Origin of the sequence: Deinococcus frigens DSM 12807 (assembly GCF_000701425.1) — a bacterium.
Classification (GTDB): domain Bacteria; phylum Deinococcota; class Deinococci; order Deinococcales; family Deinococcaceae; genus Deinococcus; species Deinococcus frigens.
The window spans coordinates 42,138-63,482 of record NZ_JNIW01000015.1 but is presented as its reverse complement, the minus strand read 5'-3'; the positions used below and the strand labels follow the sequence as shown (position 1 = coordinate 63,482).

At 66.0% G+C, this 21,345-nt stretch carries 18 protein-coding genes; 14 read left to right on the top strand and 4 right to left on the bottom strand.

The window, feature by feature from the left end; all coding sequences use genetic code 11:
• The first annotated feature begins 124 nt into the window (after positions 1 to 124).
• The 4 genes from Q322_RS0107745 to galK are packed head-to-tail and all read left to right on the top strand — an operon-like array spanning position 125 to position 5,744.
• On the top strand, positions 125 to 2,149 hold the full coding sequence (locus Q322_RS0107745; RefSeq protein ID WP_029477306.1) for a beta-galactosidase: 2,025 nt from the start codon (positions 125 to 127) through the stop codon (positions 2,147 to 2,149).
• Entirely contained in the window at positions 2,142 to 3,623 is a 1,482-nt protein-coding gene (locus Q322_RS0107740; protein WP_029477305.1) for a glycoside hydrolase family 36 protein, read from the top strand. Before Q322_RS0107745 ends, Q322_RS0107740 begins: the two co-directional genes overlap by 8 nt.
• The gene (gene galT, locus Q322_RS0107735; RefSeq protein ID WP_029477304.1) at positions 3,620 to 4,726 is read left to right on the top strand and encodes a galactose-1-phosphate uridylyltransferase; all 1,107 of its coding nucleotides are present in this window, start codon (positions 3,620 to 3,622) and stop codon (positions 4,724 to 4,726) included. The genes Q322_RS0107740 and galT overlap by 4 nt, the downstream gene beginning before the upstream one ends.
• Positions 4,713 to 5,744 carry a galactokinase gene (gene galK, locus Q322_RS0107730; RefSeq protein ID WP_029477303.1) on the top strand — a complete coding sequence of 344 codons (1,032 nt, stop codon included), beginning with the start codon at positions 4,713 to 4,715 and terminating at the stop codon, positions 5,742 to 5,744. The genes galT and galK overlap by 14 nt, the downstream gene beginning before the upstream one ends.
• Before the next feature lie 65 nt (positions 5,745 to 5,809).
• Here the strand turns inward: galK and Q322_RS0107725 are convergent, their stop codons facing one another.
• A complete protein-coding gene (locus Q322_RS0107725; protein WP_029477302.1) occupies positions 5,810 to 6,001 on the bottom strand; it encodes a hypothetical protein in 192 nt (63 codons plus the stop codon).
• Positions 6,002 to 6,087: 86 nt separating this feature from the next.
• On the opposite strand from Q322_RS0107725, the gene pulA reads away from it, so the two are divergent.
• The 10 genes from pulA to Q322_RS0107675 all read left to right on the top strand — a co-directional run bounded on the left by pulA (position 6,088) and on the right by Q322_RS0107675 (position 19,322).
• Positions 6,088 to 9,447 (top strand): pullulanase-type alpha-1,6-glucosidase, encoded by a 3,360-nt coding sequence (pulA, locus tag Q322_RS0107720; protein ID WP_029477301.1) that lies wholly within the window; start codon positions 6,088 to 6,090, stop codon positions 9,445 to 9,447.
• 2 nt (positions 9,448 to 9,449) lie between these two features.
• Entirely contained in the window at positions 9,450 to 10,031 is a 582-nt protein-coding gene (locus Q322_RS0107715) for an AAA family ATPase (protein ID WP_029477299.1), read from the top strand.
• Positions 10,032 to 10,338: 307 nt separating this feature from the next.
• The gene (locus tag Q322_RS0107710) at positions 10,339 to 10,794 is read left to right on the top strand and encodes a hypothetical protein (protein WP_029477298.1); all 456 of its coding nucleotides are present in this window, start codon (positions 10,339 to 10,341) and stop codon (positions 10,792 to 10,794) included.
• A 36-nt stretch (positions 10,795 to 10,830) separates the two neighbouring features.
• The gene (locus tag Q322_RS0107705; RefSeq protein ID WP_029477297.1) at positions 10,831 to 12,018 is read left to right on the top strand and encodes a DUF3179 domain-containing protein; all 1,188 of its coding nucleotides are present in this window, start codon (positions 10,831 to 10,833) and stop codon (positions 12,016 to 12,018) included.
• A gap of 236 nt (positions 12,019 to 12,254) precedes the next feature.
• Entirely contained in the window at positions 12,255 to 13,175 is a 921-nt protein-coding gene (locus Q322_RS0107700) for a glycine betaine ABC transporter substrate-binding protein (RefSeq protein WP_029477296.1), read from the top strand.
• Between the two features lie 194 nt (positions 13,176 to 13,369).
• A complete protein-coding gene (locus tag Q322_RS0107695; protein WP_029477295.1) occupies positions 13,370 to 14,551 on the top strand; it encodes an ABC transporter permease in 1,182 nt (393 codons plus the stop codon).
• Between the two features lie 64 nt (positions 14,552 to 14,615).
• Positions 14,616 to 15,560 carry an ABC transporter ATP-binding protein gene (locus tag Q322_RS0107690; RefSeq protein WP_029477293.1) on the top strand — a complete coding sequence of 315 codons (945 nt, stop codon included), beginning with the start codon at positions 14,616 to 14,618 and terminating at the stop codon, positions 15,558 to 15,560.
• Between the two features lie 10 nt (positions 15,561 to 15,570).
• A complete protein-coding gene (locus tag Q322_RS0107685) occupies positions 15,571 to 16,317 on the top strand; it encodes an ABC transporter permease (RefSeq protein ID WP_051668349.1) in 747 nt (248 codons plus the stop codon).
• Between the two features lie 99 nt (positions 16,318 to 16,416).
• Positions 16,417 to 17,478 (top strand): DNA double-strand break repair nuclease NurA, encoded by a 1,062-nt coding sequence (locus tag Q322_RS0107680; RefSeq protein WP_029477291.1) that lies wholly within the window; start codon positions 16,417 to 16,419, stop codon positions 17,476 to 17,478.
• Positions 17,475 to 19,322 carry an ATP-binding protein gene (locus Q322_RS0107675; RefSeq protein WP_029477290.1) on the top strand — a complete coding sequence of 616 codons (1,848 nt, stop codon included), beginning with the start codon at positions 17,475 to 17,477 and terminating at the stop codon, positions 19,320 to 19,322. Before Q322_RS0107680 ends, Q322_RS0107675 begins: the two co-directional genes overlap by 4 nt.
• Before the next feature lie 122 nt (positions 19,323 to 19,444).
• Here the strand turns inward: Q322_RS0107675 and Q322_RS0107670 are convergent, their stop codons facing one another.
• The 3 genes from Q322_RS0107670 to Q322_RS0107660 form a co-directional block, all read right to left on the bottom strand.
• Positions 19,445 to 20,197 carry an anti-sigma factor gene (locus Q322_RS0107670; RefSeq protein WP_029477288.1) on the bottom strand — a complete coding sequence of 251 codons (753 nt, stop codon included), beginning with the start codon at positions 20,195 to 20,197 and terminating at the stop codon, positions 19,445 to 19,447.
• A gap of 143 nt (positions 20,198 to 20,340) precedes the next feature.
• Entirely contained in the window at positions 20,341 to 20,886 is a 546-nt protein-coding gene (locus tag Q322_RS0107665; protein WP_029477287.1) for a sigma-70 family RNA polymerase sigma factor, read from the bottom strand.
• Positions 20,887 to 20,983: 97 nt separating this feature from the next.
• Positions 20,984 to 21,274, bottom strand: coding sequence for a Sec-independent protein translocase subunit TatA/TatB (locus Q322_RS0107660; protein WP_029477286.1), 291 nt, complete (start codon positions 21,272 to 21,274; stop codon positions 20,984 to 20,986).
• Positions 21,275 to 21,345: the final 71 nt, after the last annotated feature.

Sequence of the window (21,345 nt, the reverse complement as noted above, 5' to 3'; positions counted from 1 at the left end):
GGGACTGGTACAGCTCCGCAGGAGAGGGGGTAAACCGCAAACGCCCTCCCAGCCCTGCTTGAACAAAATCCCATCCCCATTTTCGTCCATGCCCTCAGCCCTCTCGCCTCCCCAGGACACTCCCATGACCCAATCAAAATCTGGCCCCGCCCCACACCTCCTCCTTGGCTCCTGCGATTACCCGGAGCATGTGCCGCCGGACCGCTGGGTGCCCTACGCGCGGCAGCAAAAAGAGCTGGGGCTGAGCTACGTCCGCATTGCCGAGTTCGCCTGGAGCCGCATGGAGCCGCGCCCTGGCGAGTACGACTGGGAGTGGCTGGACACCGCCATTGACGCTTACCATGCCGAGGGGCTGCGCGTGGTGCTGTGTACGCCCACGCCCACGCCACCCGCCTGGTTGATCCGCGCCCATCCCGAAATCCTGCCCATTGACGCGCAGGGCCGGGTGCGCGAGTTCGGGGCGCGGCGGCAGTACGACTTTGCCTCGCCCGTTTACCGGGAGCATTCGCAACGCATCACGCGGGCGATGGCCGAGCGCTACGGCGAGCATCCGGCAGTGGCAGGCTGGCAGACCGACAATGAATTCGGCTGCCACAACGCCGCGCGCAGTTACGGCGGGGCCAGCGCCGAAGCGTTTCCGGGCTGGCTGGAAAAGAAATACGGCACGATAGACGCCCTGAATACGGCCTGGGGCAACGTCTTCTGGAGCATGGAATACAACGACTGGGCGCAGATCAAGCCTCCCAATCTGACGGTGGCCGAACCGAACCCCTCGCATGTGCTGGACTTCTACCGCTTCGCCTCGGACATGATCGCCGAGTTTCAGGCTGAGCAGGTGGCGATTCTGCGGGAGCTGTCGCCGGGGCGCTTTGTGACGCACAATTTCATGATCTTCGAGATGGGTTTTGACCACTATGACGTGGCGAAGGGGCTGGACTTCGTGACCTGGGACAATTATCCGCTGGGGATGCTGGAGTTCTTCGCACCGCCCGGCAGCGGCGAGGACGTGAAGACCCATTTTGCGCGGACGGGACAGCCGGACCTGATCGCCTTCAACCACGATCTGTACCGGGGCCTGCTGGGCGGCGGGAATGCGCTGGGACGGGACGGCGCAGGCACGCCGAACGGCCCCTGGGTCATGGAGCAGCAGTGCGGGCAGGTCAACTGGGCACCCTTCAACCCACTGCCCGCCGACGGCGCGGTACAACTTTGGACGGCCCAGGCGTGGGCGCACGGCGCGGATGTCGTCAGCTACTTTCGCTGGCGGGCCGCGACGATGGCGCAGGAGGTCATGCACAGCGGCCTGCTGAGGCACGACGAGACGCCGGACCGGGGCTTTGCGGAGGTGGCGGAACTGGATCCCACGCAATTCCCCGTGGGCGAGGTCACGGCGAAAGTTGCCCTGCTGCACGACTACGACAGCCTGTGGCTCTACGACGAGCAGAGGCACAGCGCCAGCCTGAGCTACTGGACGCAGACGCTGACCTATTACTCGGCGCTGCGGGCACTGGGGGTGGACGTGGACGTGATCCACGCGGACGCGGATTTGAGCGGGTACGCGGTGATTGTCGCCCCCGCCATCACGCTCGTCTCGCAGGAGCGGGCGGTACACTGGACGGCAGCAGTAAAGGCTGGGTCAAAACTGGTCTGCGGCCCGCGCACCGCCTTCCGCACGCCGGGCGGGGAAACCTGGGCGGACGGGCAATTCGGCCCGCTGTCGGACCTGGTGGGCGCGAAGTTGCTGCAATACGACTCTTTGCGCCCCACCCTCTCGCAGAAAGTCACGGGCAGCGGCGGCGAGTTCGAGGCGCATGCCTGGGCCGAGAGCTACCGCACGCAGGATGCCGAGACGCTGTATACGTACTCCGGCGGCCCGCTGGACGGTCAGAGCGCGGTGATTCGGAGCGGCGGCGTGACCGTGATCGGCGCGCACATCGACAACCTCGTCGCCACCGTGCTGGCCGAGGTGCTGACGGGCGCAGAGGTATCGGTCACCCCGCTGCCCGAAGGCGTGCGCCTCAGCCGCCGGGCGGGAAAAACACTCCTTCAGAACTGGAACCCGGACGCGGTGGAATGGAACGGGCAGAAGCTGGAGGCGGTCAGCTTTACCGTGTTGGAGAACGCTGTACTGGAGGATCAGCATGCCTGAATGGAATCTCTCGATTGATCCGGCCACGGTGCGCGTGCTGATCAGCGGCTACCAGTCGTGGAGCGAGGCCGAGTTGCGCCCGCTGACGGACCTCCAGGCGGTGCCGCTGATGCGCTGGCGGCACGAGCAGGGCCACGATCCGGCCTTCCTGCCCAGCGGCGAGGCGGGCGTGTGGCGCAGCCATACCGTGCTGGCGCTGGTGCGTCCGAACGGCGGCGGCTGGGTTGGAGCAGCGCGGGACGCCACCCACAGCTTTATCCACTGGGAAGCGCGGGCCGACGGTGACAGGGTGCGCGTCTCCGGCACGGTGGAGGGGCCGGATGTGGAACTGACCTGGGACGAGACAGATGATGTGACCCTCACGTTGGAGCGCCGTGCCGCCGAACTGGGACAGAACATGCACGCCCGCACGCCCGCGCCGCAGCGGGTCTGGTGTAGCTGGTACAGCTATTACCGGGGCGTCACGCTGGACGCCATGCTGGACAATGCCCGGCTGGCCCGCGAACACCAGCTTCCCTTCGACGTGTTTCAACTGGACGACGGCTTTCAGGCCGATCTGGGCGACTGGTTCACAGCCTCCGACCACTTCGGCGGCCATGCGCGCGACCTCCCGGCGGGGCTGAACGAGCTGGGCTTCACGGCGGGGCTGTGGCTGGCTCCATTTCTGGCCTCGCCCACCTCGCAACTGTTCCGCAGTCACCCGGACTGGATGCTGCGCGGCGAGGACGGCGGACCGCTGGCGGTGGGTCACAACTGGGGTGGGGCGTACCACGCGCTGGACACCACCCACCCCGAAGTGCTGGCGTGGCTGCGCGAACTGGCCGCCACGGTGCGAGGCTGGGGCTACCCGTACCTGAAGCTGGATTTTCTGTACGGCGCGGCGCTGCCGGGGGTGCGGCATGACCCGTCGGTGGGCCGGGCGGCGGCGTACCGCATGGGCCTGCAAGCCCTGCGCGACGGCGCGGGCGAGGACGCCTTTTTGCTGGGCTGCGGCGCACCTCTGGCGGGCAGCATCGGGATCGTGGACGCCATGCGCACCGGGCCGGACGTGGCCCCACTGTGGGACGAGGAATCGCGCCGGGTGTGGCTGGGCGACGCCACCGGTCCCAGCGCCCGCAACGCGCTGCACACCGCGCTGTCACGCTGGTATCAGCACTCCTGGTATCAACCGGACCCGGACGTGGCGATCTGCCGCCGCGAGCTGAGCCTGCTGACCGGCACCGAGCGCCACGCCATCGCCGCCATGCTGGACGTGGTGGGCGGCCTGCGGGCCAGCAGCGATCCGGTCGCCATGCTGGACGCCGAGGGACTGGCCCTGCTGCGCCGTTGTCTGGAGATCAGCACGCCGGACCGGCCTGGTACCCTCACCGAAAGTGACGGAGGTGCAGTGACCCACTTTGGCCGCGCGACCTTTAACCTGACCGATCATGCCGTGGGTGACCTGCCCGCGCACGGCGCAAAATGGCCGCTATGACCTCCGCTGCCACCGGCCAGACGTATCAGCGGGACTACACCAAGCCCGATGGCCGTCCGCTGACCCTGTACGGCCTCAGTCCTATCGTGGTCACGTCCGAGGTTCCTAGCCCCAGCAATGAGCCGGTGGACGCCCGCCCGGTTATGCGCTGGCATCCCCTGCGCGGCGAGTGGGTCATGTACGCCGCACACCGTCTGGGGCGCACTTTTCTGCCTCCGCCCGAATACAATCCCCTCGCACCCACCTCTGACCCGGCGCATCCCACCGAGCTGCCGCGCGGCGAGTACGATCTGGCGGTCTTCGCCAACCGCTTTCCCAGCCTGACTCTGAACGCCCCGGAACCGCTCCCCGGCCCGGCCCACACGCGGGCAGGCATCGGTGCCTGCGAAGTGGTGGTCTTCAGCCAGAATGCGGCGGGGCGGCTCTCGGACCTGAGCGACGCGCAGATGAGCCTGCTGCTCTTGGTCTGGGCAGACCGGACCTCACGTTTCGCGGCGGGCGGCGTGATCCAGAGCGTGCTGGCCTTTGAGAACCGGGGTGTGGAAGTCGGGGTGACATTACACCATCCACACGGTCAGATTTACGCCTATGACCACCTGCCCCCGGTGGCCGCGCAGATGCTGGAATTGGCCCGGAAACATCATGTAAACACAGGGAACGCCTGGATTGCCGACTTTGTAGCCGCCGAACGAGCGACAGGCGAGCGAATTATTCACGACGAGGGCGCGGCGCTGAGCGTGGTGCCTCCCTTTGCCCGCTACACCTACGAGACCTGGATTCTCCCGGCACGTCCAGTCAGCCTGCTTTCTGAATTGACGGACGACGAGCGCGCCGCCTTTGCCCGCACCCTCAAGGACGCCCTGCTGAGGCTGGACGCGCTGTTCGGCGTGCGAATGCCGTATCTGCTGACGGTGCATCAGGCCCCACTGGACGGGCCGCACCCTGAATTTCCTCTCCATATCGAGCTTTATCCGTACCTGCGGGCGGCAGGGCGCATGAAGTACCTGGCCGGAACCGAGCAGGGCGCGGGCGAGTTTGCCAACGACAAGTTCCCCGAAGTGGCGGCGGCGGAGTTGCGGGCGGTGGGTCTTGAAAACATTTAAAGATGTGTTCGGATCAGCGCCGGAGATCATGGCCTCGGCACCGGGCCGGGTCAATCTGCTGGGCGAACACACCGACTACCAGGGCGGTTTCGTGTTGCCCACCGCCATTCCACAGCGGGCAACGGTGGGGATCGGCAGGAATGGGACAGGCATTCACGTCCTGTACAGTGCCAACCTGGAACAGACCCTGCATGTGCCGGTGGGCGAGGTGGGTGAGGACTTCGCCCCTTACCTGACCGGCTGCCTGAACCTGAGCGGCGTCACCGAGGGGCTGAACGTCTATGTGACCAGTCAGGTGCCCAGCGGTGGCCTGAGCAGCAGCGCGGCGCTGGAGGTGGCAACATTGCGGGCGCTGCGTGAGCTGTACAGCCTGGAGCTGGACGACGTGGCGCTGGCGCTGCGTGGCGTGCAGGTGGAACATGAATTCGTGGGTGTCAACTGCGGCGTGATGGACCAGATGGCCAGCAGCCTGGCCGACACGCGCACCCTGCTGCTGATCGACACCCGTAGCCTGGAACGCCGCGCCGTGCCGTTTCCGGCGGGAGCCGAGGTGCTGGTCATGGACTCCGGCGTGCCGCGCCGTCTGGCCGAGAGCGGCTACAACGAACGCCGCGCGCAGGTAGAGGAAGCCGCTCGGTTGCTGGGTATCAGGGAACTGCGCGACGTGACCGACATCGGCGCTGTGGAAACGCTGCCCTCGCCCCTGCGCGAACGCGCCCGCCATGTGGTCAGCGAGAACGCAAGAGTTCTGGAAGGTCTGGAGGCCGACGCCGCCACATTTGGAGCACTGATGAACGCCACGCACGCCAGCCTGCGCGACGACTACGCGGTGTCTCATCCGCTGGTGGACGATCTGGTGGCTTTGCTGCAAGCCCACCCGGACGTGTTGGGTGCGCGGATCACCGGCGCGGGTTTCGGCGGCGCGGTGGTGGCGCTGGTCCGGGACGGGACGGCGGCGGCAGTGGGCGAGGCGATACTGACCGATTACGGTACGCTGGGACGTGTGGTGGTGCCGTAATCCGGTGGACACCCGAACGGGGAGGCTTCCAGACGGAACGCCTCCCCTCTGTGGTTCAAGCCGCGTTAAATCGAAACCCGTCCAGGCAATGTCGTGGTGTCCTCCGGCTCCTCGGTCCCGATGTCGGGGTTGCCGGGGCTGTCCTGCATCACGCCCGGATTTTTCTGGTAGCGCTCCGGGATCTTGCGCAGGCTCTCGGCGTCGCTGTGGTGTTCTGGCAGTTCATCAAAATGCTCGTCGCTGGTTTTTCCGGTCATGGCTTGACAGTAATCAGCCCTGCCGGGAAGAGGGTGTGCAAGAGGCCAAGACGGCTTCAGCCGCAGCGTTTACACTATCCCCACACATGAAACCACTGGCGACTCTTCTGACGCTCGCGCTGGCTGCTTCGGCGGCGGCGCAGCCCCTCCCCGTTTCTCTGGCTGCTGCCCCGCTGGCACTGCTGGCCCAGGCTGCGCCCAAAGCCGCGCAACCCGTCCCAGAGGGCGTCCTGCGCGTGCGCTACCTGCGCCCCGACGGCAAGTACGACGGCTGGGGCCTGCACGTCTGGGAGGACACCACCGCCAGCGTGGCCTGGGACAAACCGCTTGCCCAGACCGGCGTGGACGCGGGCGGCGCGTACTGGGACGTGCCCCTCAAGGACGGCGCGGCCAAGGTGGGGCTGATCGTCCATAAGGGTGACGAGAAGGACCCCGGCCCGGACTTCTTCGCCGATCCTGGCAAGGGCCGTGAGGTGCTGATCCGCAGCGGCAAGGAGGAGTTCGCGTATGTCGCGCAGGCCGCCCCGGTCCCCGCCAACACCGCCCGCATCAACTACTACCGCCCGGACGGCAAGTACGAGGGCTGGGGCCTGCACGTCTGGGAGGACACCACCAAGCCCACCGAATGGACCGCGCCGCTGAACCAGGCGGGCAAGACCGACTTCGGCGTGTACTGGGACGTGCCGATGAAAACCGACTGGAAAAAACTGAATTTCATCATCCACAAGGGTGACGAGAAAGACCCCGGCCCGGACATGACCTTAGAAGCGGCCAAGGGGAGCCAGGTCTGGATCGTCAGCGGCAACGCGGCGGTCAACACCACCAAGCCCGATACCAGCGTGCGGCAGGTGGGCGACCTGATGAAGCAGCAGGCCATCATGCTGGGGCGCGATACGGTGGCCGTCAAACCAGGATTCGTGCAGCCCGGCGCGTTCCTGACCCTGCACACCGCCCCCAACGCCTCGCTGAAGTTGACTCCGGCGGGGGTGGATGGCGGCACGACGCTAACGTTAGAAGAGGTTGCGGGCGGTCTCTCGGCGGCGCAAAAGGCCAAAGTGCCGTATCTGGCAAAGTACACGCTGCTGCGCGTGCGCGCCGAGGACCGGGGCAAGATTGAGGCGGCGCTGAAGGGGCAGTTGGCCGTGTCCTCGGTGATGCCGGACGGGACCGTGCTGGACGCGACCGGCGTGCAGACGGCGTGGGCGCTGGATGACCTGTACGCCTACAGCGGGCCGCTGGGCGTAACCTGGGCTGGCGGTAAGCCGACAGTGCGGGTGTGGGCACCGACGGCGCAGGACGTACGAATTCGCATTGGCGATGTGCGAGGTACAGCGGACTTCACCTGGCCCCTGGTCCGTGATTCGAAGGGGGTGTGGAGCGCTACCTTTCCCGCAGAATGGAAATTGAAAGGTAAGGGATATCTGTTCGAAATTAAAGTTTACTCGCCCAGCACAGGTAGGATTGAAACCAACAGTGTGACTGATCCCTACAGTGTGGCACTTACTTTGAACAGTACGCATAGTGTTTTTGCCGATCTGAACGACGCCGCGCGCAAGCCTGCCGGGTGGGACACGCTCAAGAAGCCCGCGCTGCGCTCCGTGAATGACCTCAGCTTCTACGAACTGCATCTGCGCGACTTCAGCGCCGCCGACGCGACGGTTCCGGCAGCGCAGCGCGGCACCTATCTGGCCTTTACCCAGGGCGGCAGCGACGGCATGGAGCACCTCAAAGCTCTGGCCAACGCAGGTCTGAAGGCCATTCACCTGCTGCCCACCTTCGACATCGCCACCATCAACGAGGACAAGGGGGCGTGGAAGTCCACCGGGGACCTCAAGAAATTCCCCGCCAACAGCGACGAGCAGCAAAAGGCTGTGAATGCCATCAAGGACGCCGACGCCTACAACTGGGGCTATGACCCGTACCACTACATGGTGCCGGAGGGCAGTTACGCCGTGGAGGCGGACGAGCGCACCAGGGAATACCGCCAGATGGTCATGGCCCTGAATGCGTCGGGCCTACGGGTGATTCAGGACGTGGTGTTCAACCACACCAACGCGGCGGGGCAGGCCGAGCGCAGCGTGCTGGACAAGATCGTGCCGGGGTATTACCACCGCCTGAACGTGAATGGTGGCGTGGAGAACAGCACGTGCTGCTCGAACACCGCCACCGAACACACCATGATGCGGCGGCTGATGATCGACACGCTGGTGCTAATGGCAAAGGCTTACAAGGTGGACGGCTTCCGCTTCGATCTGATGGGCCACCACATGGTGGAGGATATGAAGGCCGCCCGCGCGGCGCTGGACGCCCTGACCGTGCAAAAGGACGGCGTGGATGGCAGAAAGCTCTATCTCTACGGCGAGGGCTGGGACTTCGGCGAGGTGGCGGGGGGCAAACGCGGCGTGAATGCCACCCAGATCAACCTGTACGGGCAGGGCGTCGGCACCTTCAATGACCGCATCCGGGACGCGGTGCGCGGCGGAAATCCTTTTGGAGGCTTGCAGGAACAGGGTTTCGCCACCGGCCTGGTGGGTCTGCCCAACGGCCAGAAGGGCAACACCGACACCGCCAAATTGCTGCAACTCTCGGACCTGATCCGGGTGGGGCTGACCGGCAACCTGCGCGACTACAAATTCACGGGCGCAGCGGGGCAGACGGTCAAGGGCGCGGACATCAAGTACGGCGACTCTCCTGCCGGGTACGCGGCCAGCCCGCAGGAAACCATCAGCTACGCCAGCGCGCACGACAACCAGACGCTGTTCGACGCCGTGCTGCTCAAGGCTCCGCAGAACGCGACAGGGGCGCAGCGCACGCGGATGCAGAACCTGGCCAACAGCATCATTTTACTGGGTCAGGGCTTGCCGTTCAGCACATCGGGCGACGACATCCTGCGCTCCAAGAGCTTCGACACCGACAGCTACAACAGCGGCGACTGGTTCAACGTGCTGGACTGGACCCTGAAGACCAACGGCGAGGGCCGGGGCCTGCCTCCCGCCGAGAAGAATGCAGACAACTGGAACCTCTACCGCCCCATTCTGGGCAACGCGGCACTGAAACCCAGCCCGGCAGATATCCAGCGGGCCTTCGACTCCTACCGCGATTATTTGCGGGTGCGCTATTCCTCGGACCTGTTCCGGCTGGAGACGGCGGCAGAGGTACAGCAGAATTTGACGTTCCTGAACACCGGCCCCAAACAGATGCCCGGCGTGATCGCCATGAAACTCAGCGGGGCGGTCAGCACTGGCAACCCGTATAAAAACATCGTGGTGGTCTTCAACGGCAGCGGCAAGTCTGTGACCGTGACCGACGCGAAACTGGCCGGCCTGAAGCTGAGCCTGCATCCGGCACTGGCGTCAAGCACAGATTCCATCGTCAAGACGAGCAAATACGCCGGAAATGGCGTCACGGTGCCGGGCCTGACGACTGCGGTGTTCGTCGGGAAATAACTGTGAAACCGCTGCTGGTGCTGGTAACAGGCGTGCCGGGCAGCGGCAAGACCACGCTGGCCGCCGCCCTGCGCGCAAGATTGGGATTCGTTTCGCTGTCCCGTGACGACTTTCAGGTGCGGCTCTGGAACCTCTGGCAGCACCAGCCGGACTTGTTGCCCCAGGTTCCCAGGGCGCACTGGGCCGCGTATTACGCCGCGATTGACGCCCTACTAAGCGCGGGCCTGAGCGTGGTGGCGGAGGGGAGCGTCCACAGTGAGCGCGGCGTGGCTGAAATCGGGGCGCTGCTGCCGAAAGCCGATGCGGTGGTCATCCATTGCACGGTCCCGGAAGCCGTTAGCCACGAGCGATTCCGGGCGCGGGCGGGAACAGGGCGTCGCCTTCACCCCGCTTACACAGACTCCGAAAACCTGCGGCAGATGGAGGAAAACCCGGCCCGCTGGGCGCACTTTGCGCAGCCCGTTCAACTGGGCCTTCCCACGCTGATCGTGGACACGGGGGACGGCTATCAACCTGAACTGGAGAGCATCCTGGAGTTCGTCTGGGAGCGCGGGCAAATGCGGAGCGACGCCCAGCGCAATTGAAGATGTTCCAGAGCCTTTGTCGTAAAGAGACCGTCCTGATGACCGAGCAGGACTGGCACAGCTCCGCAGGAGAGGAGCAGCGTCCTCATGGGCGTCTGTGCGCGACGATAGCAAGTGAATTTTGCCCGGCAGGACGGAGAATGGAGTCACCATAAGTCTGTTTTTCCGGTGACGTAGTTCGGAGAACCGCTTGATTGCTGAGCTGGAATGGGCTAGCGACACTGCCCTACTTTTCAAGACCTGTCATCCTGGGGGGCAGCCGCCTTCCATTCCTCCTCTGTGGGAGGCCGCCAGGGAGGAAGGTCAGATGCCCCATGGCTCGCGCCTGCTCACGGTTCCGGGTCTGCTGGTTGCGGGCCTGCTGGTTCTGGGCCTGGGTGGCGCGGCGCGGCAGATGAACCCGCCCCGGCAGTTCTTCGCGGCGCAGCAGGGCCAGGACCCCCGGCCCGACCTGCCCTTTCCTGACAATGCCGATGCCAGCCAGTGTGGGCTGCCCACGCTGCTGGGCAACGCCTACACCGGAACATTGACGGGCGTGTACCAGGGCACGCTGACCGAACCGCAGGTGCGTCTGTACGACTCGCACGCCCGCGCGAGGGTTCTGGCACAAATCCAGGCCGGAACGCGGGTGCGCGCCCTGTTGCTGGTGGCTGGTCCGCAACTGGATTACCTGCTGGTGCGCGCTGTGATGGACGGTAAAACGCTTGAAGGCTGGGTTCCCGCACCGTATTTCCAGGCAGATGCCAGAACACGCGAGTTCTGAGCTGCCCCGTTCCCACTCTGTTTCAGGAGGTTCCACATGATCAGAACACTCCTCACCCTGGCCGCCCTTTCCGTCGGGGTGGTCGCCGCGCAATCGGCACAACTGGACGCGCTGAAAGTTCAGACACAGTTCAAGAACATCGCCCTGAGCGACTTGCGTTCCGGTGGGCCGCCCCCCAACGGCATTCCGCCGCTGGGCTTCGCGGGCGACAGCGGCCCCCTGCCCGACACCAGCGCCGTGAAATTTGAGAGTGTGAAAGAGGCGGCGGGCTGGCTGACCCCGCGTGAGCCGGTCATTCTGGTGACGGTGGGCGGCAGGAGTGGCATTTTTCCCATGCAGGTGCTGCTGTGGCACGAGATCGCCAACGTGACGCTGGGCAACGTGCCGCTGGCCGTGACCTTCTGCCCGCTGTGCAATACCGCCCTGGTGGCGGACCGGCGTATCCCCATCGGCCCGGAGCAGCGCACACGGCTCAAGGGCACCCCGCAGGCCAACGCCTCATCGGTGCTGGTCACCTTTGGCGTGTCGGGGCTGCTGTACAAGAGCGATCTGGTGATGTTCGATTCGGTCACGCATTCGCTGTGGTATCAGGCCATCGGGCGCGGGCTGGTGGGGCCGCTGGAGGGCGCGGAGCTGAGGGTGTATCCCAGCCTGATCGTGCCATTCGAGGAAGCCGCGTGGGCCGCGCCGCGTGCGCTGGTGCTGTCCAAAGAAACGGGCTACGACCGCCCCTACGGACGCAATCCCTACGTGGGCTACGACAACGCTGCCGAGCCGCCCTTCCTGTACGACGGCCCGGTGGACGGACGCCTGCCGCCCAAGGAGCGGGTGGTCACCGTGACGGCGGGGGACGCGCGGGCCGCCTATCCCTTCACGTTGCTGTCCAAACTGGGCGTGGTGAATGACCGGGTGGGCGACGTGCCGCTGACCGTATTTTGGGCGAGTGGCACCACCAGCGCCCTGGGCAGCGCCGCCCTGCGCGACGGGCGCGATGTGGGCGCGGGCGTGGTCTTTGACCGCCGCGTGGGCGGGCGCACCCTGACCTTCGGGCGCGTGGACGGCAGCTTCCGTGACCGCGAGACGGGCAGCACCTGGACCCTGACCGGGCAGGCCACGGCAGGAGCCTTGAAGGGCCAGACCCTGAAACCCGTCGTCCACGCCAACCACTTCTGGTTTGCCTGGGCGGCCTATGCGCCGCAGACGCGTATCTATACGGCGCGCTGAGAATGTGTTTTTCAGGTCACCACTCCGATGTGGGCGGTGGCCTCTGCGCCTGTCTTAAGGCCACGTTCAGGAAGAAGCAACCGTCGGTCAGCTCTCAAGCCTTTATCTGAGATAAATGAGAGGTAGAGGCACAAAGTCACACCTCTGTCTAGCATTAGCCTTTCTTTTGCACCTGAACGCTGGACTTAAGCTCAATGACGTTCCTACCATCATTGAATGTTTTACGGAGGTTTTCCATGAAAGTATCACCCCTGACCCGTTCCACCCTCGCCCTGCTGGCCGCGTCGCTGCTGGCTGGCGCGTCTGCCAAGCCCATCATCGTGGGCAGCAAGCTCGATCCCGAAGCACAGATTCTGGGCCAGATGATCCTGCTGACCCTCAAGAACGCGGGCCTGGAGACCACCGACAGGACCAACCTGGGCGACACTGGCGTGAACCGCAAGGCCATCCTGGCCGGGGAAATCGACGTGTATCCCGAATACACCGGCAACGCGGTCTACCTGTTCCCGGCGTCCAAGATCTCGGCCAAGCAGGCGGGCAACCCCGGCACCATCTACGGGCTGGCGCGGCAACTGGACAGTAAGAACGGCGTCACCTGGCTCAAGCCCGCCAACGTGAACAACACCTGGGTTATCTCGGTGCCGCAGAAGCTGGCGACGGCGGAGAAGCTGAGGAGCGTGGCGGACCTGGCGAAATACGTCAATGGCGGCGGCAAATTTAAGATCGCGGGCAGCCCCGAGTACTTTAACCGCCCCGATACCTTCCCGGCTTTCGAGGCCGCCTACGGCTTCAAACTCAAACCCGATCAGAAGCTGGTGCTGGCGGGCGCGACGCCCCCGCAGACGCAACAGGCAGCCAGCAACGGCACCAACGGCGTCAACGCGGCGATGGCCTACGGCACCGACGGCACACTGGCGGCCCTGAGCATGGTGGCCCTGACCGACCCCAAGGGCGCGCAGTTCGTGTATCAGCCCGCGCCGATCATCCGCACCAGCACCCTCAAGGAAAACCCGCAGGTAGAGTCGGCCCTGAACAAGGTCTTTGCCAGCCTGAACGCCAGCACCCTGCAAGGGCTGAATGCCAAGGTGGCCCTTGAGGGCCGGACCCCACAGGCTGTGGCGCAGGAATACCTGAAGTCCAAGGGCCTGATCAAGTAACCGGATTTCCTGGAGCGGGCGGTGGAGTGGCCGGAATAGATGGCGCTCCACCGCCCTTCTTCTCTCCTGCATCCTTCATCTTTCAACAAAAAGTAAAGCGGATCGGACGGTGAAGTGAGCTGACCTCCTCAATGATAGGGACGTTTTCCCAACTCTCTCGCATGGAGGAGATTCCTCTTGACTGTTCCCAACGCATGACCCCATCCACCCTGAGTCCAGAGGTCAAGCCTCGCCGCCTCGCCGCCCAGCCGGACGTGCAACTGATCTTCTGGCTGGGCGGCATGCTGATGCTGGTGGCCTGCTTCCTGCCGTGGGCGCTGCTGCGGCCCAACCGTCTGGCGGCGGGCGTGTACCAGAATCTGCCTGTCGCCTGGATGGTGCTGGGGGCAGTGCTGGCGCTGGCCGTTCCCCTCTCGGCCCGGGTGCTGCCACGCATCATGCCGTTGCTGGGCGGCACGGCCCTGGCGCTGGGCTTCTACCTGCTGGGGGCACGGATGACCGCCGCCATGCTGGATCAACCCGAGATTGCGCGGGCCAGCGCCAGCAGCGGGCTGTGGGTGTGGCTGCTGGGCGCGGGCATCGCGGTTTATGGTGCGGGCCAGATCGGGCTGCCGGAGCGGTTCTGGTCCTGGCTGGCGTGGCTGTGGCTGCCCGTGCTGATTGTGCTGGCCCTGACCGGGCAACTGGCCGCGTGGTCCGTGCTGCGCGAGCTGGACGCCCAGCAGGCCCGCTTTCTCCAGGAAGTGGGGCAACACCTGAAACTGGTGCTGACCGGGCTGGGCCTGGCGGTGCTGATCGGCGCGCCGCTGGCGGTGTGGGTGTCGCGGCGGCCCCGCGCGGCGGAGGCGGTGCTGGGCTTTGCCAATGGCATTCAGACCATTCCCAGTCTGGCGCTGCTGGGCCTGCTGATCGCGCCGTTGGGGGCGCTGGCGAACGCGCTGCCATTCCTGCGACAACTGGGCGTCAGCGGCATCGGCACGGCCCCAGCGCTGACTGCGCTGACGCTGTACGCGCTGCTGCCGGTGCTGCGAAACGGCCTGGTGGCCCTGCGCGGCGTGTCGCCCGGCGCGCTGGACGCCGCACGCGGCATGGGCATGACCGACAACCAGCGCTTCTGGCGGGTGCAGTTGCCGCTGGCGCTCCCCGTGTGGCTGTCCGGCATCCGGCAGGCGGCGGTGCTGCTGGTGGGCGTCGCCAGCATCGCGCAACTGATCGGCGCGGGCGGCCTGGGATATTTCATCTTCAGCGGACTGCAAACGGCGGCCAGTGACCTGATCCTGCTGGGCGCGATTCCCGCCGCGCTGCTGGCGATTGGCGTGGACGCCCTGCTGCGCGGCCTGGAAGTGCTGCTGACCCGCCAGTGGGGGCGGGCGTGAGGTCATCCACGGACAATCCCACAGGCGTACCAGTGACCCAATTTTCCATCTCCTCGGAGCAACCATGATTGAACTTCAACATCTGGAAAAGAAGTATGTCAACGAGACTTCCGGCGAGATCTTTTACGCCGTCAAAGACCTCAGCCTTGTCTTCCCAGACGGGAAAATTACGGCGCTGCTGGGGCCTTCAGGCTGCGGCAAGACCACCACGCTGCGGATGATCAACCGCCTGATCGAGCCGACAGGTGGCCAGATTCTACTGGACGGGCAGGACATCATGGCCCAGCGCCCAGAAGACCTGCGGCGGCAGATCGGCTATGTAATTCAGCAGATCGGGCTGTTTCCGCACCTAAGCGTGGTGCAGAACGTCGCCACCGTGCCGGACCTGCTGGGCCGCCCCAGGGCGCAGACGCGCGAGCGGGCGCGTGAGCTGCTGGAACTGGTGGGCCTGGAGCCGGGGCAATTCGCCGACAAGCACCCTCACGAGCTGTCCGGTGGGCAGGCGCAGCGGGTGGGCGTGGCGCGGGCGCTGGCCGCCGATCCGCCGGTGCTGCTGATGGACGAACCCTTCGGCGCACTCGATCCGCTGGCCCGCGACAAGTTGCAGGAGGCGTTTTTGGACATCCAGCGGCGCTTGCAAAAAACGATTGTGCTGGTCACGCACGACATCGACGAGGCGCTGCGCCTGGGCGACCGCGTGGCCCTGCTGACGGGCGGGGAGCTGGCGCAGTTCGGCACGCCCAATGATCTGGTGCGCCACCCGGAGAGCGAATTCGTGCGGCAGTTTCTGGGCGAGGACGCCCTGCTGCGCCAACTGGCGGGCCTGACCGCCGCTCAACTGGCGCAGCCCGGCGACGCCACCGGACTGCCACAGATCAGCGGGACTCTGAATGTGCGAAGTGCGCTGAGCGTCATGCTGGGGCAGCGTTCCGACGCCCTGGCGGTGCTGGACGCCCACGGGCAGGTGCAGGGCGTGCTGACCTGGCAGGCGCTGGAAGAGGCTGGATGAGGGTGGCCGGATGACCGTTGCCCGCGCCGCCGGAACGCGCCGCCCCGCCTCCGCGCGCCTGCTGGCGCTGCTGTGGCCCGCGCTGCTGCTGATCTGCCTGATTCCGGGGGTACTGTCCAACCTGTTCGCGCCGCTGTCGGCGGGGATTGCCCCCGACACCGGGGGGCGGCCCCTGTGGCAACTCACCCTGATTCACCTGCAACTGGTGCTGGGCGCGGAGCTGATCGTGCTGCTGATCGGCGTGCCGCTGGCAGTGTTCGTGACCCGCCCGGGCCGCGCCGCTCTAATGCGCCTGACCGAGACGATTACCGGGCTGGGCCAGACGGTTCCCACCATTGCCATCCTGGCCCTGGCCGTGCCGACGCTGGGGCTGGGGCTGCCGCCCACCGTGCTGGGGCTGGTGCTGTACGGGCTGGTTCCGGTGGTGTCCAACGGCATCGCGGGCTTGCTGGCCGTGGACAAGGGCGTGCTGGACGCGGCGCGTGGCGTGGGCATGACCTCCCGGCAACGGCTGATGCGGGTGGAGCTGCCTCTCAGCCTCCCGGTGCTGATGGCCGGAATCCGCACCAGCACGGTCTACAACGTCGGCACGGCAACGATTGGCGCGGCGCTGGGCGCGGGCGGCCTGGGCAGCCTGATCATCAACGGGCTGTCGCAGCAAAACACCGGGTTGGTGCTGATCGGCGCGGTGCTGGCTGGACTGCTGGCGCTGAGCCTGGACGCTCTGCTGGAGCTGGTTGCGCCGGGCGGGCGGTAAGCTGAGAGGCGAGTTTTTAATGCTCCCCGGCTCCCTTTTGGGGGGAGCTGGCCGCGACGCGGACGGAGGGGTTTCACTTCCCGCTCTAGAATGCCCCCCATGCGGATTCGTCTCGACCCCTGGCCGGTGGATACCCAGGACGGCCAACTGACCCTGAAGCCCTTCGCCGGGCTGGTCTTCAACGCGGAAACGGAATACTGGGCCGCCACCGCGCCGCGCGACATTCCAGCGCGACTCTCGAAAATCCTGGTGGTGGACGGCAAACCGCGCATGGAGGCCCGCCTGCTGCTGGACGACGAGGCGGGCGGCCTGAGCCTGGCGGGTTTCGGGGCCTTTGTGGCGGGCGCGGTGGACCTCTGCCCGCACGGCTCGCGGCAGGCCGCACTGCTGGAAGTGGCGGCCCAGCGCGTGCTGGCCTATAGCGACGAGGGCGGCGCGGCGGTGCAGGTCACCCGCCTCAGCCCGCGCAATCCGCACACCGGACGGCTGGAATACACGCCGCATGTCTTTAGCGGTAGCGGGTTGGAGGGCGCAAAAAGCAAGGTGCAGCGCCTGATGCTGGACGCCGAGGCGGCATTGAGCCACAAGCTGGCCTCCGCCCTGCCGCTGGACGAGCATGATCCCAACGCTCTGCCCGATACGCTGGTCTTGCAGGACGGCCCGGTACGCATCGGCGGCGCGGGCCGCGCGGTGCTGGGCTATGTCAAGACATTGCACACCGATTACCTGGGCGCGGACCGCATTGGCCTGCTGGGAACCCTGAAACCCGGCGAGCGCACGCCCGTCCTGCGCTTCCGGGTGGGCGATCAGGGCGACGCGCAAGGCTCCGAGGGCCGTGAGCAGCGCTTCACCTGGTACGTGCGGCTGTGCGATCCGCCGTTCTATCAGCACCCGCTGGCGGGGGTGGTGCGCCTGGAAATGCACGCGCCGGAGGACAGCGACTTTGTGCCGCGCGGCGTGCTGGATATCGCCAACCTGTCGGGGCGGCTGCTGTGCAAGCTGGCGAGCGCGCCGCACAAGGACGCCCGCGCGCCGCAGAACCTGATTCCCACCGCCGCGCTGGAACAGGCGATGGGCCGCGCGATGGGCAGCGCCGAACTGGTCACGCGCCGCATCCGCTCGCATCTGGCGCGCGAGCTGGGCCAGGGGGCCGTGGCATGACCGGAACCCCTGCTGGAACCTCAGCCGCCCGCATCGGCATGGTGCTGGGAACCGAGGACGTGATGCCCACCGTCTTCTGGTTCGCCGTCAGCGCTGGCGCGAGCGTGCAACTCGACGATCTGGTGGTGGTGGAGACCCTGAGGCCCGATGGCCGCCCGGTGCGTTTTTATGGCCTGGTGGACAACGTTCGCAAGCGGCACGAGGGCGTGACCTTCGAGTCCGACGTGGAGGACGTGGTGGCCGGAATCCTGCCCGCCAGCGTCAGCTACGCGGCGCGGGTGCTGGTCACGCGGGTGGACCCCGAGAATTTCATTCCGCCGCAGCCGGGCGATACCGTGCGGCACGCGCGCGGCGACGATCTGAACATGGCCCTCAGCGCCGACAAGATGGGGCAGGCCAGCTTCCCCGGCGGCCTGCTGGCAGACGGCCAGCCCCTGCCCCTCAACTTCCGCTTCGTCAACGGCGAGAGCGGCGGCCACATCAACATCTCCGGCATTTCGGGGGTGGCGACGAAGACCTCGTATGCCCTCTTTCTGCTGCACAGCATTTTCCGCAGCGGCGTGATGGACCGCGTGGCGCAGGAAAGCGGCGGGCGCATGGCGGGCAGCTCCGGCGGGCGGGCCATCATCTTCAACGTCAAGGGCGAGGACCTGCTGTTTTTAGACAAACCCAACCGCAAAGTCGCCGACAAGGAATCCGAGGCAGGCGTAAGCAAGGGCTTCGCCGGGGACCGCTACGCCCTGCTGGGCCTGCCAATGACTCCCTTCCGCGACACGCAATTTCTGGCCCCGCCCCGCCCCGGAGCGCCTGGCAGCGCGATTGTCCCCCACACCGATCAGCGCTCGGAGGGCATCACCCCGTTTATCTTCACCCTGCGCGAGTTCTGTGCGGGCCGCCTGCTGCAATACGTCTTCTCAGACGCGGGCAGCAGCCTGAATCTGGGTTTTGTGATTGGCAACATCGAGGAAAAGCTGTTCCGACTGGCTGGGGCGCAGCAGAGCAAGGGAACCGGCCTGATGGTGGAAGACTGGCAGGTGGACCTCAGCGAGTCGCCGCCGGAGGATCTGGAATTTGGCGATCTGGGCGGCGTCAATCTACGCACCTTCGATCAACTGATCTCATATGTAGAGTTCAAGCTCCTCGAAGACCGCGACGGCGAGGGCGATCCCAAATGGGTCCTCAAGCAGGCCCCCGGTACGCTGCGCGCCTTTACCCGGCGGCTGCGCGGCGTGCAAAAGCACCTGACGCCCCTGATTCGCGGCGACCTGACGGAAGCGGAGGCCGCCCGTTACCGCCCCAATCTCCTCAGCGGCGCGCAACTGAGCGTGGTGGACATCCACAACCTGTCCGGCCCGGCGCAGATGTTCGTGGTGGGCGTGCTGCTGCGCCAGGTCTTTGACCATAAGGAGAAATACGGGCGGCAGGACACCGTGTTCGTGGTGCTCGACGAGCTGAACAAGTACGCCCCGCGCGACGACGGCAGCCCGATCAAGGACATCCTGCTGGAGATTGCCGAGCGCGGGCGTTCGCTGGGCATCATCCTGATCGGCGCGCAACAAACGGCCAGTGAGGTAGAGCGGCGCATCGTTTCCAACGCCGCCATCCGCGTGGTGGGCCGCCTGGATCTGGCGGAAGCCGAGCGCCCCGAATACCGCTTCCTACCCCAGAGCTTCCGCGCCCGCGCGGGCATCCTGCAACCCGGCACCATGCTGGTGTCTCAGCCGGACGTGCCCAATCCCGTGCTGGTCAATTACCCCTTTCCTGCCTGGGCCACGCGCGGCGATGAGGTAGACGATTTGGGGGGCCGCGACGTGGTGGAAGTGGGCGACGACTGGCTAAGGTGAAGTGCAGGCATGGGATGGGCGTCGCATTGCCCTGCAAGGCGTCAGGAATAGCCGTTCGACGTGCGTCAGAGGGCGGGAAGGGACAGGGGTCAATCTTCACCGTTGACCGCTGCCCTTCCCCGCTACAACTGCTGCACCAGAATTGGCGTGGTGGTGGGCTGCTCGCTGCCGCCGGGCGGCTCCACGCTGACGGCCAGGGTCAGGCCATCGGGCGCGTCCTGCACCAGTGTGCCCTGACCGTCGATCACGCCCAGCGATACCGGGGTCTCGCCCACGATCTTCCACAACTGGTACACCTGTCCCTGCGGCGGCGCGGCGCTCAGATACAGAAAAGCGGTGCCGTCACGCAGACGCACCACCTGGCCGATCTCCGATTTATTTGCGCCGGTCAGGGGTTGGCTCACCGCGCCGGGCATCCCTGCATAGCGGGTCAGCGGGTCGGTGGGAGGGCGCAGGGCGAAGAACAGCGCCAGCGCGGCGGCCAGTCCCAGCGCCCCCAGGCCCAGGGTCCAGCCTCGACTGTTTGTGGAGGCAGGCTCCGTCACAACCGCCGACCCCTGGCCCCCAGACCCCTGGCCCCCAGACCCCTGGCCCCCAGACCCCTGGCTCCCGGGCAACGGCATATTGGAAGTGGTGACCGGGGCCAGTTGCGGCAACCCCTCGGCGCGCATCCGGGCCATCATGCGCTCGGCGGCTCCTTCCGGCACCTGACCGGGCGGCAGACGTTCGGGCAGGGTGTGCAGAACCCGAATATCGCTGTGGTACTCGGCCAGCAGGACAGGGTCAGCTTGCAGAGCCGCCTGAACACGCGCCTGGTCCTGCGAGGACAGGGTCCCCAGCGCCAGGGCGATCAGATCGTCTCTTTGAATGGACATGCGTGTTCACCTGCCTTCTGTTCTGCGCGGCCAGAGCGGATCATGGCCGCTCCATTTTGAGGGTGTGTGATGAGGAGGACTGGAGAGCGGGCATAAGGTCGCGGGTTACTGGGGTGCGGGATGCTGGGTGGTGGGTTGCCGGATCATAGGGTACCGGACGGTCCCAGCGCGGTCTTCATGCGGCCCAGGGCCGACCGCAGGCGTGATTTGACAGTGCCCACCGGCAGTCCCAGCAACGTCGCCAGCTCGCTGTGCGTGTAACCCCGGTAGTAGGCCAGCTCGACCAGTTTCCGGTGGTCCGGCTCCAGCCCCTGCACCGCCTGCTCGGCCATCAGGCGGTCAGTGGGATCGGCGGCGGCAGTGGGAGCGTCCCAGTCCTCAATCTCCAGGGGGGTGTCGGGGCGGTCCCGCAGTTCCTGCAAGAAGCGGTGGTGCGCGATGCTGACCAGCCAGGTCTTAGCACTGGCCCGCGCCGGATCGAAGCGCGCGGCGTGTTTCCAGGCGTTCATAAAAGCGTCTTGCACGCAGATTTCCACGTCGTCGGTCTGGCGGAGCATCCGGTGACCCAGCGCGTACAGCAAGCGGGCATACCGTTCATGCAGTTCGCGCAGAGCGTCTTCCTGCCCGCCCGCCATGGCCTGCATCAAAGCCTCGTCGGGAAAATCGGGGGGAAGGGTGGGTTGGGTCATGGAGTGAATGCCAGCTTATCAAAGGTGAAGCGGCCTTCAGCAAAACCGACATTGGCAGAACTTTATTGATCGGGGGGGAGAGGGTTAAAAAACCGTCTTAAGCTTCCACATTGCGGGACGGCGTCACGGCGGCGGCATGCACCGGAGCGGCAGCGACCTGGGCAGCCACCTGGGCGGCGGGCTGGGCCACGGTCACGGGCTGCTGGATAACGGGGGTGGCGACGATATTTGCGCCGTCCAGCTCGTCTTTGAGGCCCTGGGTACTCTTGCGGAATTCGCGCAGGCCGTGGCCCAGGCTCTTGCCCAGTTCGGGCAACTTGCGGGGGCCAAAGACCACCAGGGCGACAAGGAGAATCACGATCAGTTCAGCGGGGCCGATGTTGGGCATGGACAGTACCTCCGGTCAGGAAAAAGAGTAGAGAATAGAATAGGGGACGGGCCGCCCGGAGGCCAGCCTGC

Bases quoted from the DNA above. Each gene is read 5' to 3' on its own strand.
- Q322_RS0107700 (WP_029477296.1), top strand. From the start codon at position 12,255: ATGAAAGTATCACCCCTGACCCGTTCCACCCTCGCCCTGCTGGCCGCG.
- Q322_RS0107680 (WP_029477291.1), top strand. From the start codon at position 16,417: ATGCGGATTCGTCTCGACCCCTGGCCGGTGGATACCCAGGACGGCCAA.
- Q322_RS0107685 (WP_051668349.1), top strand. From the start codon at position 15,571: ATGACCGTTGCCCGCGCCGCCGGAACGCGCCGCCCCGCCTCCGCGCGC.
- Q322_RS0107710 (WP_029477298.1), top strand. From the start codon at position 10,339: ATGCCCCATGGCTCGCGCCTGCTCACGGTTCCGGGTCTGCTGGTTGCG.
- galT (WP_029477304.1), top strand. From the start codon at position 3,620: ATGACCTCCGCTGCCACCGGCCAGACGTATCAGCGGGACTACACCAAG.
- Q322_RS0107660 (WP_029477286.1), bottom strand. From the start codon at position 21,274: ATGCCCAACATCGGCCCCGCTGAACTGATCGTGATTCTCCTTGTCGCC.
- Q322_RS0107690 (WP_029477293.1), top strand. From the start codon at position 14,616: ATGATTGAACTTCAACATCTGGAAAAGAAGTATGTCAACGAGACTTCC.
- Q322_RS0107675 (WP_029477290.1), top strand. From the start codon at position 17,475: ATGACCGGAACCCCTGCTGGAACCTCAGCCGCCCGCATCGGCATGGTG.
- Q322_RS0107740 (WP_029477305.1), top strand. From the start codon at position 2,142: ATGCCTGAATGGAATCTCTCGATTGATCCGGCCACGGTGCGCGTGCTG.
- Q322_RS0107665 (WP_029477287.1), bottom strand. From the start codon at position 20,886: ATGACCCAACCCACCCTTCCCCCCGATTTTCCCGACGAGGCTTTGATG.
- Q322_RS0107745 (WP_029477306.1), top strand. From the start codon at position 125: ATGACCCAATCAAAATCTGGCCCCGCCCCACACCTCCTCCTTGGCTCC.
- Q322_RS0107670 (WP_029477288.1), bottom strand. From the start codon at position 20,197: ATGTCCATTCAAAGAGACGATCTGATCGCCCTGGCGCTGGGGACCCTG.
- Q322_RS0107725 (WP_029477302.1), bottom strand. From the start codon at position 6,001: ATGACCGGAAAAACCAGCGACGAGCATTTTGATGAACTGCCAGAACAC.
- Q322_RS0107705 (WP_029477297.1), top strand. From the start codon at position 10,831: ATGATCAGAACACTCCTCACCCTGGCCGCCCTTTCCGTCGGGGTGGTC.
- Q322_RS0107695 (WP_029477295.1), top strand. From the start codon at position 13,370: ATGACCCCATCCACCCTGAGTCCAGAGGTCAAGCCTCGCCGCCTCGCC.
- pulA (WP_029477301.1), top strand. From the start codon at position 6,088: ATGAAACCACTGGCGACTCTTCTGACGCTCGCGCTGGCTGCTTCGGCG.